The organism is Rudaea sp. (genome assembly GCF_036560865.1).
In the GTDB taxonomy this organism is placed as follows: Bacteria; Pseudomonadota; Gammaproteobacteria; order Xanthomonadales; family Rhodanobacteraceae; genus Rudaea.
The window spans coordinates 1-12,272 of record NZ_DATBQK010000108.1; the positions used below are offsets into that span (position 1 = coordinate 1).

Genomic DNA, 12,272 nt, shown 5'->3' on the forward strand with positions numbered 1-12,272 from the left:
CTGCGGCGGCAGCCAGCTGCCATCGGCCAGCACGCCGCGAATCGCCGAGATGATGCCTTCCGGCGGCGTGCTCTTGGGCACGTAGCCGGCCGCACCGTGATCCAGCGCGCGGCGCACGATCGCCGCGTCGCCGTAGGCGGATATGACGAGTACGGCGACCGTGGGAAACTGGGCGCGCAGCGCCGCAAGCCCGGCCAACCCCTGGCTGTCGCGCATATGCAGGTCGAGCAGGACGAGATCGAACTCGGCCGCGGCATCGAGCTGGGCCAGTGCGCCGGCGAGGTCCGCCGCCTCGTCGATGCGCGCGGCGGGCACCGCCAGCATCACCGCGCTGCGCAGGGCGGCGCGAAACAAGGGATGATCGTCGGCGATGAGAATGCGCACGCTCATGCACGGCACTTTAGCAGGTCATGCCCGCGCCTAGAACTTTCGTACAATGCCCCGGCTGCAACGGAATGCTATCGTCGATAAGATATGCGCACGCCGCTGTCGACAGCGGTTGCCGCGCCGACCGGCTGCGGCGGCCCTGCCGTGAAGGAGCTGACTTTGTCGCTCGATTTTCTCTCCGGCCCGGTGCGCGAAACCGCGCATCGCGGCGACGATGACCTGCTCAGCGCCGGGCTGGGCCTGGCCGGCCTGCGCGGCGCACCGTCCATATTCACCGACGCCGCGGCGCCGACGCCAGCCGAACTGCGCCGGCGCGCGATCCAGTCCGCCTGGAAAGGCATTGCCGATCTCGGCCCGCTCGGACGTTATGGCGAACTCTACGGCAGCACGGCCAGCGTGCCAGGACGCGAGTATCAAGCCTTCGCGCGAATCCCGGGGGCGCAGTCGCCGCATCGGGTGCTGGCGCAGATGCCCGACAGCTTCGATGCCGCAACGCGCTGCCTGCTCGTCACGGCCGCATCGGGTACGCGAGGCATCTACGGCAGCATTGCCGTCGCCGGCGCCTGGGGTCTGACTCATGGCTGCGCGGTGGTGCACACGGACAAGGCCGGCGGCTCGGGTTATTTCGACACGCGCAGCGCAACCGGCGTCGCGCTCGACGGCACGCGTGCACAGGCGGGCGAAGCCGATCTCGAATTCCTGCCGGAAAATTTCGCGGCGGATGCCGGTATCGCGATCAAGCACGCGCATTCCGGCGACAACCCGGAAGCCGATTGGGGCCGGCATCTGCTACAGGCCGCACAATTCGGTCTTGCGATGCTCGATCGCGCGTTTCCGCAGCAAGCGCCGTTCACCCCGCAGAACACACGTCTTATCGCCGTCGGTCTATCCAACGGCGGCGGCGCAGTGCTGCAGGCGGCCGGACTGGACAAGGCGGGTTGGCTCGCCGGCGTCGTCGCGATCGAACCAAACGTCTACGCGCCGCAAGGCACGGCCGCTCGGCAACTCTACGACTACGCCAGCGAAGCCGCCTTGCTGATGCCCTGCGCACTGAGCGATGCGCGCTTCGACACCACGGCGCTTGCGCGCCTGCCCGGCAACAATATCGCGGCGTGGAACTCGCGCGCGGCGACCCTGCATTCGGCCGGTATCGTTCACGCGAGCGACGCGCGCGCGCAGGCCGACGAGGCCTTGCAGCGCCTGCACGCCGGAGGCTGGACCGATGCCGCGCTGGCCGCCGCCACGTGCGTCACCGCATTCGGCATGTGGCGCGCGCTCGGCGTCACCTATGCTTCGACTTATATGCGCAGCGCGGTCGGCCTTATGCCCGGCGGTTTCCGCTTCGAAGCACTCGATGCGGCAGGCAAGCCGCGCGCGCCGACGCCCGCCGAACGCGCTGCCTGGTGGAGCGATGCTGCCGGTATCGCGCCGGGCAACGGCATCTTCATCACCGAACCGCCGTCGGGCGAGCATGCCGGAGATGCCGTCTGGCATGGCGTCAACGGCCTGCGCGAATTGTGGACCGGCAACAGCGATGCTGCGCAAGGTCTGCACGATTCGGTCGGCGCCACGCAGGCACGCCTGCCGCGCGAGGATCTGCCGATCTTCATCGTGCATGGCGCCGCGGACGGTCTGGTTCCCGCCGCGTTCTCATCCGACGCCTACGTCGCGTGGCTGCGCGCGAACGCGCGCGACGCGACTTACTGGTGCCTGCCGCACGTGCAGCATTTCGATGCGTTCCTCGGCTGGCAGGGCTTCGGCGACAACTATGTGCCGATGCTGCCCTACGCCTACGCCGCACTCGATCGCATGTTCGCGAGGGTAACTGCGGGCACGCGCATCGATCCCAATCTCGTACCGGTGCCCGCACCGCGCGGGCCGGGCGCGCTCGATTTCGTGCATCTGGACCTGCCGCCGTCGCGGCGCGCCGACTGATCGATTCCATCCGCTGTATCACATCGCATACTCACGAGGGAAAGCATGAACACGCCAGCCGCTGACAACTCCTTGCTCGCCCGCACCGCCTCGCGCCTGTCCGACTGGGCTGAGCGCTGGTTTCCCGACGCCTACATCTTCGCTGCGCTCGGCGTGATCATCGTCGCGCTCGCCGCGATGGCGTTCGGCGCCAGTCCGCAATCCACAGCGATCGCGTTCGGCGATGGTTTCTGGAGCCTGATTCCGTTCACCATGCAGATGGTCTTCGTCGTGATCGGCGGCTACGTCGTGGCTTCGTCGCCGCCGGTCGCGCGGTTGATCGCATCGCTCGCCGGCGTTCCGAAAACCGGGCGCGGCGCGGTCGCCTATGTCGCGGTGATCAGCATGCTCGCCTCGCTGCTGAACTGGGGTTTCAGCCTGGTGTTCGGCGGTCTGCTCGTGCGCGCACTTGCGCGCCGCACGAACCTGCAGATGGACTATCGCGCGGCGGGCGCCGCCGCGTACCTGGGTCTGGGCGCGTCGTGGGCGATGGGTCTGTCGTCATCGGCCGCGCAGTTGCAGGCCAATCCGGCGAGCATCCCAAAACCGCTGCTCGCGATTACCGGCGTGATTCCGTTCACCGAAACGATCTTTCTCTGGCAATCGATCGGCTTGACTGTGATTCTCATCGTCGTCTCTGCGCTGATCGCCTGGTGGTCGGCGCCGACTGGCGCGCAAGCGCACACGATTGAGCGCTTCGTCGAAAACGAGTCGGGCGCGGTAACCGCCGAAGCCCCGTCCGGACGGCCGAGCGAATGGCTCGAACGCAGTCCGTTACTTACGGTGCTGATCGCCCTGTTCGCGCTGGGCTGGCTGGTCCACGAGTTCACGAGCAAGCCCGCGATCGTCGCGATCTCGAATCTCAACACCTACAATTTTCTGTTCCTGATGGCCGGCCTGTTGCTGCACTGGCGACCGCGCAACTTTCTCGAAGCGGTCAAGCGCGCGGTGCCGAGCACCACCGGCGTGCTGATCCAGTTTCCGCTCTACGGCGGCATCGCAACGATTCTCACCACGGCCAAGGGCAGCGACGGCCACACCGTCGCCGAGCAATTGTCATCGCTGTTCGTGCATCTGGCCTCGACCGACACCTATGCGCTGGTGATCGGTGCGTACTCGGCGATCCTCGGTTTCTTCGTGCCTTCGGGCGGCGGCAAGTGGCTGGTCGAAGCGCCGTACGTGATGCAGGCCGCGAACGACCTGCACTACCATCTGGGCTGGGCGGTACAAATATACAATGCGGCAGAAGCGCTGCCGAACCTGATCAATCCGTTCTGGATGCTGCCCCTGCTCGGCGTGCTCGGCCTCAAGGCGCGCGACATCGTCGGCTTCACCTTCCTGCAGCTCGCCGTGCACCTGCCGCTGGTGCTGTTCATGCTGTGGGCGTTCGGCGAGACCCTCACGTATCACGCGCCGGTGATGCCGTAGGGCGCTGGAGCGGGGAAACGGGAAGACGGGAAGACGGATAGACGGAAAAACCTGCCGCCCTGCCGTCTTCTTCGTGTCCCCGTCTCCCCGTCTTCCCGTCTCCCCGTTTCCCCGTTTCCCCGTTTCCCCGTCTCCCCGTCTGCCCGGATCTACTGCTCGCGCAGCGCCGTCGTGACGGGCAGGCGCGCCGCGCGCAACGCGGGGTAAAGGCCGCCGATGAAGCCGATCGCGAGTGCCCACTTGAGCCCAGTCCACAAGACCTTCGGCGCAACCTCGAACTGGAACGTGAGCTGGCCCGTCGTTCCCGCCGCCAGCGTCGATGCCGTGAAGCCGTTGAAGACCAGCCACGCGATCAGGCCACCGAGCACGCCGCCGATCAGCGCGAGCAGCATCGTCTCGAGCATGATCGCGACGACGACGGGCAGGCCGCGGAAGCCGATCGCGCGCAACGTGGCGATCTCGCGGGCGCGCGCTGCGACGGCCGCGAACATCGTGTTGAGCGCACCGAAGATCGCACCGATCGCCATGATCGCGCCGACGACGATGCCGATCGCCGTGATCGCCTTCGATGTGCCTTCCGACTGCTTGCTGAAGAAACTTTGCGTCGTGTCGACGTCGACTTGTAGGCGCGGGTCGGACGTGAGCGCGGCCTTGAACGGCTCGAACGCATCGGCACCGGTCAGGCGCACGAACACCGAACTCGAACTCTTGCTGCCGTTCGGGCGGTAGGTCGGGCCGACGACGTCGGCGTCGCCCCAGAGCTCGGACTCCATCGCGTCCTTCGACTCGAAGATGCCGACGACTTTCCACGTCTGGTTGCCAAGCTTGATGTCGTGATCCACTTCGAGACCGTCGAACTGGCGCTGCGCACCCTTGCCTGCGACGAGTTCGCGCAGGCCCGGCGTGAAGCGGCGCCCCGCGACGATCTTCGCATTCGTGCGCAGCTTCCAGGCTTCATCGCCAATACCGCGCAGCTGCACGCTGCCGAAATCCTCCTCGGGGTTGCCGCCCTTCATCGGCAGATTGGCGGCGACGACAAGTTCGGGCGACGCGATCGGCTTGCCTTCATCGTCCTTCGCGATGCCCGGAGCCTGCGCGATGACCACCGCATTGTCGTGCGACAGCACCGAAGACACTTCGGCAGCCGACGCGCCGCGCAGCACGATTGCGGTATCCAGACTGCCCGTGCGCCGCAGCGTCTCGCTGTAGCCTTGCGCCATCGCGAGCATCGCCACGAGCACGGCGACGACGCCGGCGATACCGACGACGATCACCGCGGACGAGCCGAGCCGTTGCGTCAGCGTGCTGATGCCTACGGCGGTAACCGAAGCCGCCTGCTGACCGCGACGGGTCAGCAGCATCCATAGTGCGAGCAGCACCAGCAGCACAGGCAGCGCCTGCCACGGCAGACTGAGGAACACGAAGATGCCGATCAGGGCGACGACGAACGTGAGCAGGCCTACGAGAAATTTCATTTGTTGTTCTCCTTAACGGCCGGCCAGCGCATCGACGATGTTGAGCCGCATCGCGCGCAACGCGGGCGGCGCGCCGATCACGATGCCGATCGCGACAGCGAGTGCGATGCCGAGCGCCCAGCTCGATGCGCCGACATGCGCATGCGTAATCATGCCGCCGCTCAGACTCGGCAGGAACAGCCCAATGAGGCTCACGAGACCGAGTCCGATCACGCCGCCGAGCAACAGCAGCAATACGGATTCGGCGAGCACCATCGCGAGCATGCTGTTGCTGGAAAAACCGATCGTCTTGAGCACGGCGAGTTCGGAAGTGCGCTCGCGCACGGCCTGCATCATCGTGTTGCCGGTCAGCAGCACGAGCGTGAAGAACACCGCGCCCATGATCGAGGTGACAATGAGGCCGATATCGGCGAGCTGCTTGATCCAGTTCGCGGTCGCCGCCTGCTCGGTCATCGTCTTGGTTTCATGATCGGAATTGGCCGACAGCGCATCGATCGCCTTGGCGACGCGGTCGGAGTCGTTGACGTCGTTCACGCGTGCGATGTACCAGCCGACGCTGCCACGGTTGTACGGTGTCGTCTCGTCGAAATTCTTCCAGTGCAAGATGATCATCTGGCTCTGGAAGGCCTTGCCGTCCTTGGACGACATCGTTCCCGTGATGTCGAAGCTCCAGTTCTTGTTGCCTTCCTTGTTCGGGAAGATCTGCGATTGCAGCGGCAGCTTGTCGCCGATCTTCCAGCCGTACTTCTTCATGATGATCTCGCCGACCAGCACGCCGTTGAGGTCGTCGTCGAATGCCTTGCGCTGCCCGGGGTCGACCGTGACCTCGGGATACACGTCGAGATAGTTCGGACTGACCGCGAACGTGAAGATCTGGTTGTGCGGATCCTGATAGGCGCCACCGAACCAGTTCGCATAGGCCACATCCTTGACGCCCGGCACCTGCGCGATCTGCGCACCGAGGCCCTGCGGCAGCGGCTGGATGAACGACAGACGCGCGCCGACCTGCAAACGCTCGGCGCCATTCGCCGACTTGCCCGCTTCGGAGAACGAAACGCGCACCGCATCGAGGAGACCGAACAGCAGGAACGCGGCGACGATCGAGACGAGCGTCAGGATCGTGCGCGTTTTGCGCCGGAACAGCGCAGCCCATATCAGATGTAGATATTTCATGACGGCGCTCCGTTAGATGTGTGCGACCTGCTCGACGAGTGTGCCTTTGTCGAGATGCAGTGTATGGCGCGCGTGTTCGGCCGCCTTCGGATCGTGGGTGACCATGACGATGGTCTTGCCGTGTTCGCGGTTGAGCGTCTGCAACAGGCCGAGCACGTCTTCCGCCGACTGGCGGTCCAGATCGCCGGTCGGTTCGTCGCAAACGAGCAGCGTCGGATCGGACACGATCGCGCGCGCGATCGCGACGCGCTGCTGCTGGCCGCCAGAAAGCTCCGTCGGCTTGTGCGCGGCGCGATCGGCAAGGCCGACTAGCTGCAGCGCAACGCTCGCGTTCTTCTTGCGCTGCGCCGCGTTGAGCTTGGTCAACAACAGCGGCAGTTCGACGTTCTTCTGTGCCGAGAGCATCGGCAGCAGGTTGTAGAACTGGAAGATGAAGCCGACGTTCGACGCGCGCCACTTGGCGAGCGCACCCTGGCCGAGATTGTCGATGCGCGTGCCGCCGACGCTGAGGCTGCCGTCGGTCGGCGAATCGAGGCCGCCGATCAGATTAAGCAGCGTCGTCTTGCCCGAACCCGACGGACCCATCAGCGCGAGGAAATCGCCCTGCTCGATACCGAGATCGATGTGGTGCAATACCTCGACTTTCTGCTTGCCGCGCTCGTAGACTTTGCTGACGTTGCGGATTTCGACCAGATTTGCCATGACTTTCCTCGATTGTCCGATTGCCAAATTCGCGTAGTGGTTCGTTCACGAACGCCTGGACGCTGCCCTCGACAGCCTGCAGCGCCCCTTTGCATCAACGACGTTCGAGAACGCCCGTTTTCGACATGCCAACGCCGACCCGCGACCTATTTCGCCGCAGTCTTGATTTCGACCTTCGCGCCGTCCGCCATTTCGGCCTGCGGCTGCTTGACCAGCTTCGTTCCGGAACCGATGCCCTCGACCAGACGCAGATCGTTGTAGGTCTGCCCGGGGGTCACCGGTTTGAGTCGCGCACGATCGTTGTCGATCGCGAAAACGACGCTCTTGCCCTCGCGCTGCACGATCGCCGACGTCGGCACGAGCACGCCTTTCGGTGGTGCCGCGTTCGCTTTTTGCGCTTCCTCCATGAACGACACGCGCACGCCCATATCGGGCAGCACGCGCTCGTCCTTCTGCTCGATCGCGACGCGCACCTTGACGGTCGCCTTGCCGCGGTCGGCGCTCGGAATGATCGCGATCACGTGCGCGGGAATCTTCCAGTCCGGGTACGCGTCGAGAATCGCCTGCGCAGGCTGCCTCGCCTGTACGCGGTTGATATAGGACTCGGTCACGTCGACTTCGATTTCGAGCGAATCCATATCGACGATCGTGCCGACGCCGGTGCGCGTGAAGCCGCCGCCCGCGGACAGCGGCGAGACGATTTCACCAACCTGTGCGGCCTTGGCCGTGATCACGCCCGTGAACGGCGCTCGCACCGTGCAGTAGTCGAGCTGCACCTGCGCGCCGCGCACGTTCGCCTCGGCAAATTCGACCTGGCGACGCTGTGCGTCGATCTGCGCGCTCTGCATCTCGACCTGCGTGCGGGCCACTTCGACGGATTGTGTCGAAACCAGCTTGCGCCCGACGAGATCCTGCGCACGCGTGAGGTCGCGCCGGCTTTGCGCGAGCTGCGCCTGGTACTGCGTGAGCAACGCCTGCTGTGCGCGCGCCCCCGCCTGGGCCTGCGCGAGCTGCGCCTGCTGCGCGGTACTGTCCAGATGGGCGAGAATCTGGCCTTCCTTGACGTGGTCGCCTTCCTCGATCAGGACATCGGTGAGCGTACCGGTGATCTGCGCCGATACGGTCGCCTGCCTGCGCGCAGTCACGTATCCGGTCGCCTGCAGCACGGCCGTATCACCCCCGCCAGCGCTCGGCGCCGCCGCGGTGGCGACTTCGATATCGAGCGCCTTGCTGCCTGTGAAGAACCATGCGCCAGCGCCGAGCAACGCGAGTACGACGACGACTGCGGCCGCGATCAGCGCCCAGGTCGATCCGCCGCCGCGATGATCGTCGCGCTGCGCCTTGTCGATGCGCAGCTCATTGAGTAAATCCGATTTATTCACAACCCTTGAGACCCCACCGCAAACGAGATGCGGATTTTGCCATAGACTGCCTGCTCGAATGGGACTGTGACAGGGCCAATGCTCACGAATGCGGGGTGACAGATGTCAGTTGCTAAATCCGCAACCGCGCCATCGACTGCGGGTTATTCCGGCAAGCCGCTGTGGCAGAAACTGAGCGAACTCGCGTCGCGGTTCGGTCTCGTCGATGCAAAGCGTGCGTGATGGCGCGAGTGTGTTCGGGGTTACTCAAAAGTCAGCAAGTAGCGCGTCCCGGATGGTTGTTTCCCCTCTCCCCTTGCGGGAGAGGGTGGCGCGCAGCGCCGGGAGAGGGGAAGGCGCCGCAGGCGCCTGCTGCGCAGGCGTCACCCTCTCCCCAACCCCTCCCCCATCAAGGGGGAGGGGCTCATTCCCACATCGGCAAACCGCACAGCATCGATCCGCCTGTTCTCTTACTTTCTGACCAGCCTGTAAAATTCGTCTGACGTCGATCGGCGCGCGCGCCCTGTCCAAACATCCAGCGCAATCCTCAACGGAAATCACGATGAAGCATGCATTCACTCCCGCGCCCCAGGCATCGGTCGCCATCGCCGGCAGCGACGAGCGCTTTCCCGTGCATCGCATCTACTGCATCGGGCGCAACTACGCCGATCACGCGAAGGAAATGGGCATGCCGGTCGAGCGTGGCACGCCGCTGTTCTTCTGCAAGCCGGCCGATGCAGTCGTCGAAGACGGCGCGACGATTCCCTATCCTTCAGCGACGAACGATCTGCATCACGAAGTCGAAATGGTCGTCGCGCTGCATTCGGGTGGCACCAATATCGCGGAGGGCGATGCGCTGGCCCACGTATTCGGCTATGGCGTCGGCATCGACCTGACCCGCCGCGACCTGCAAGCCGCGCTCAAGGCAAAGGGTTCGCCCTGGGATATCGCCAAGGCCTTCGATCGTTCGGCCCCCGTGTCGGCAATCCACCGCAGCAGCGAGATCGGCCATCCCGCGCATGCGCAATTGTCACTGAATGTAAACGGCACGCAGCGTCAGCGCAGCGATATCGGCGAGATGCTGTTCAATGTGGCGCAGATCATTCACGAGCTGTCGAAATTGTTCGAACTCAAGGCCGGCGATCTGATCTTCACCGGCACGCCTGCGGGCGTCGCGGCGCTCAAACCCGGCGATGCCTGGCACGCCAAACTCGAGGGCATCGCGGTGCTGCGCGGGCAAATCGGATAATCCCGCTCCCTTTCAACGCCGCATGGTGTAGATTACCGACGCCCAAGGGCAACAGGGTTCGGAACATCCCCCTTTAGAGAGGAGAGTCATCCATGAGTTTAGCAAGCGATTTCAAAGCCTTCGTAATGCGCGGCAGCGTTGTCGATCTGGCCGTCGGTGTGGTCATCGGCGCGGCGTTTGGCAAGATTGTCACCTCCCTCGTCGACAACGTCATCATGCCCCCCATCGGGTTGCTGATCGGCGGTGTCGATTTCTCGGCCTGGAAGTGGATACTCAAGGCCGCCGGCGCGGACGGCAAGGGCGAAGTCGCGATCCAGGCCGGCACGTTCTTCAACACGATCATCCAGTTCCTGATCATCGCCGCGGCGATCTTCGTCGTGGTCCAGCTTTTGAACAAGATGATCAAGAAGGAAGAAGCCGCTCCCGCAGCGCCGCCGGAACCGACGACCTCGGAAAAACTGCTCACCGAAATCCGCGACGCGCTGAAAAAATAGCCGCTGCGCGCAACGTATGCAAACATGTGGCGCAGTCCTTCCGGGCTGCGCCTTTTTCATTCCCTGATTGCCGATACCGGAGTTTTGTCGTGAAGCTGCTATCCAGCCTGATCGTCCTGTCCTGTCTTTCCACGCCCCTGGCAGCCGCCGAGGCCACGCATATTCCGGACGCTGCGGTGCGCACTGCCGAGCAGTTGCGCGATCGCGCGCTCGGCGACGACACGGCTTACCAGTTCGTCACGGCGTTGACGACGGAGATCGGCCCGCGTCTCGCCAGCGGCGACAACGACGCGAAAGCGCGCGCATGGGTGATCGCGAAATTCAAGACGTTCGGCTTCGACAAGGTCTACAGCGAACCGGCGAGCTATCCGAAATGGGTGCGCCGCCATGAGTCGGGCGAAATCATTTCGCCCTACCCACAGCGCCTGGTGCTGACCGCGCTCGGTCACTCGTTCGGCACGCCAGCGGGTGGCCTGAGCGCCGAAGTGATCCGCTTCGACAATCTCGCCGCGCTCAAGGCCGCCGACCCAGCCCTGGTAAAAGGCAAAATTGTATACATCGGCTTCCACATGCAGCCGCATCGCGACGGCGCCGACTACAGTACCGCCTCGTCGATCCGCGTCGACGGCCCGCCCGCCGCCGCGGCCAAAGGCGCCGCGGCATACTTGCTGCGCTCGGCCGGCACCGACGCGCACGAGCGCATCGCGCATACCGGCGTCACCGGCTTCGAGAACGCGACGGCGCACGGCATTCCCGCCGCGGCGCTGTCCAATCCCGACGCCGATCAGCTCGAACGCGAGCTCGCCTCGGGCAAGCCGGTCACGGTCAAGCTCGATCTCGATGTCGGCTTCGACGGCGAGTACACCGGCGCCAACGTGATCGGCGAATTGACCGGCAGCAAGAAACCGCACGAGATCGTCGCCATGGGCGGACATCTGGATTCCTGGGATCCGGGCACCGGCGCGATCGACGACGGCGCCGGCGTCGCCATCGTCGCGGGTGCGGCGCATTTGATCGCACAATTGCCGCAGCGTCCCGAGCGCACGATCCGCGTGATCGCCTTCGCCAACGAAGAAGCTGGCGTCTACGGCGCCAAGGCGTACGCGAACGCACACGCGGCCGACGTTGCCCATCACCTGCTTGGCAGCGAATCGGATTTCGGTGCCGCTCCGGTCTGGCGCATGAGCGCGAGCGTGAAACCGCAGGCACGCGCAGCGATAGCGCAGATTGCCGCAGTGCTCAAACCACTCGGCGTCGAATACGATGAGAAGCGCGAAGGCGCCGGCGGTCCCGATCTTGCGGAGATGCACAAGAAAGGCATGGCCGCGATGACGCTGTTGCAGGACGGCACGCATTATTTCGACTGGCACCACACCGCCAACGACACACTCGACAAGATCGACCCGAAGGAACTCGCCAAAAACGTCGCCGTCTACGCCGCGTGGACCTACATGGCTGCGCAGGCGCAAGGCGATTTCGGTTCAGCGCCCGGTGCGTTCGCCAAGGACAAGAGCGAGGAATAGATTCTCGCGCACGGAAATGCGGTTCGCGAAAATGAACCGCGCGGCGCACGGGTGTACGCGTCCTGTGCGCGCAAACGTAATGCCTGACACGCAACCTGCATGGAACCTTGTCGAGTAGGTGCCGCGGCTTGCTGTTAGCCGCCGGACCAGCCCCAGTGCTTGCTACTCCACCCGCCTCGTGGGATGCTTTTATCGACACTCCCGCCCGCAAAGAAACGTCGCAAGATTAGGCCGAAGGATTAGGCTGCGTAATGGCGGAATACGGATGATTTTGTAGGAAATTTGTCGCTATCGAAGGGCCGCTGCGCTGATTTAGGCTGCGGAACTAGACGGCGTTCTTCAACCTAATAGTAGTTAGACCGCAAGGGAACCGGTATGACCGTCAACTTGGCAACAAAACCAACGCTTACCGCGAATCTACGCATTGTTTCCGGGTTCATTGCTGCTCTTAGCGCAGCGGGTGCCGCTCTCTCAATTTTTCGCGGCACTGGTGTTGCCCTTCAACT

Annotated in this window: 10 protein-coding genes; 5 read left to right on the forward strand and 5 right to left on the reverse strand. The window is 64.4% G+C overall.

Translation table 11 applies throughout. The features are described 5' to 3' along the window. Positions 1-390 (reverse strand): response regulator (locus VIE67_RS11220; RefSeq protein ID WP_332026220.1); only part of this gene is annotated, 390 nt, incomplete at its 3' end. An 84-nt stretch (positions 391-474) separates the two neighbouring features. Between VIE67_RS11220 and VIE67_RS11225 the strand changes: the two genes are divergently transcribed. After that, positions 475-2,322: a 3-hydroxybutyrate oligomer hydrolase family protein gene (locus VIE67_RS11225; protein WP_332026222.1), complete on the forward strand. Its 1,848-nt coding sequence runs from the start codon at positions 475-477 to the stop codon at positions 2,320-2,322. 45 nt (positions 2,323-2,367) lie between these two features. Further along, positions 2,368-3,789, forward strand: a complete 1,422-nt coding sequence (locus VIE67_RS11230; RefSeq protein ID WP_332026223.1) for a short-chain fatty acid transporter — start codon at positions 2,368-2,370, stop codon at positions 3,787-3,789. Between the two features lie 149 nt (positions 3,790-3,938). On the opposite strand, the gene VIE67_RS11235 is transcribed toward VIE67_RS11230, so the two are convergent. The 4 genes from VIE67_RS11235 to VIE67_RS11250 form a co-directional block, all read right to left on the reverse strand. Further along, positions 3,939-5,264, reverse strand: a complete 1,326-nt coding sequence (locus tag VIE67_RS11235) for an ABC transporter permease (protein WP_332026225.1) — start codon at positions 5,262-5,264, stop codon at positions 3,939-3,941. 12 nt (positions 5,265-5,276) lie between these two features. Further along, on the reverse strand, positions 5,277-6,437 hold the full coding sequence (locus VIE67_RS11240) for an ABC transporter permease (protein WP_332026227.1): 1,161 nt from the start codon (positions 6,435-6,437) through the stop codon (positions 5,277-5,279). Positions 6,438-6,449: 12 nt separating this feature from the next. Further along, positions 6,450-7,139 (reverse strand): ABC transporter ATP-binding protein, encoded by a 690-nt coding sequence (locus tag VIE67_RS11245; RefSeq protein WP_332026229.1) that lies wholly within the window; start codon positions 7,137-7,139, stop codon positions 6,450-6,452. 146 nt (positions 7,140-7,285) lie between these two features. Further along, positions 7,286-8,521: an efflux RND transporter periplasmic adaptor subunit gene (locus tag VIE67_RS11250; RefSeq protein WP_332026231.1), complete on the reverse strand. Its 1,236-nt coding sequence runs from the start codon at positions 8,519-8,521 to the stop codon at positions 7,286-7,288. A 541-nt stretch (positions 8,522-9,062) separates the two neighbouring features. Here VIE67_RS11250 and VIE67_RS11255 point away from each other — a divergent pair. The 3 genes from VIE67_RS11255 (at position 9,063) to VIE67_RS11265 (ending at position 11,766) form a co-directional block, all read left to right on the forward strand. Then, on the forward strand, positions 9,063-9,749 hold the full coding sequence (locus VIE67_RS11255; protein WP_332026232.1) for a fumarylacetoacetate hydrolase family protein: 687 nt from the start codon (positions 9,063-9,065) through the stop codon (positions 9,747-9,749). A 92-nt stretch (positions 9,750-9,841) separates the two neighbouring features. After that, the gene (mscL, locus tag VIE67_RS11260; protein WP_332026234.1) at positions 9,842-10,243 is read left to right on the forward strand and encodes a large-conductance mechanosensitive channel protein MscL; all 402 of its coding nucleotides are present in this window, start codon (positions 9,842-9,844) and stop codon (positions 10,241-10,243) included. 89 nt (positions 10,244-10,332) lie between these two features. Then, positions 10,333-11,766 (forward strand): M20/M25/M40 family metallo-hydrolase, encoded by a 1,434-nt coding sequence (locus VIE67_RS11265; protein ID WP_332026236.1) that lies wholly within the window; start codon positions 10,333-10,335, stop codon positions 11,764-11,766. The last annotated feature ends 506 nt before the right edge of the window (positions 11,767-12,272 follow it).

Excerpts from the sequence above, each read along its gene's own strand:
- VIE67_RS11225 (WP_332026222.1), top strand. The coding sequence starts at position 475 with ATGCGCACGCCGCTGTCGACAGCGGTTGCCGCGCCGACCGGCTGCGGC.
- VIE67_RS11230 (WP_332026223.1), top strand. The coding sequence starts at position 2,368 with ATGAACACGCCAGCCGCTGACAACTCCTTGCTCGCCCGCACCGCCTCG.
- VIE67_RS11235 (WP_332026225.1), bottom strand. The coding sequence starts at position 5,264 with ATGAAATTTCTCGTAGGCCTGCTCACGTTCGTCGTCGCCCTGATCGGC.
- VIE67_RS11240 (WP_332026227.1), bottom strand. The coding sequence starts at position 6,437 with ATGAAATATCTACATCTGATATGGGCTGCGCTGTTCCGGCGCAAAACG.
- VIE67_RS11245 (WP_332026229.1), bottom strand. The coding sequence starts at position 7,139 with ATGGCAAATCTGGTCGAAATCCGCAACGTCAGCAAAGTCTACGAGCGC.
- VIE67_RS11255 (WP_332026232.1), top strand. The coding sequence starts at position 9,063 with ATGAAGCATGCATTCACTCCCGCGCCCCAGGCATCGGTCGCCATCGCC.
- mscL (WP_332026234.1), top strand. The coding sequence starts at position 9,842 with ATGAGTTTAGCAAGCGATTTCAAAGCCTTCGTAATGCGCGGCAGCGTT.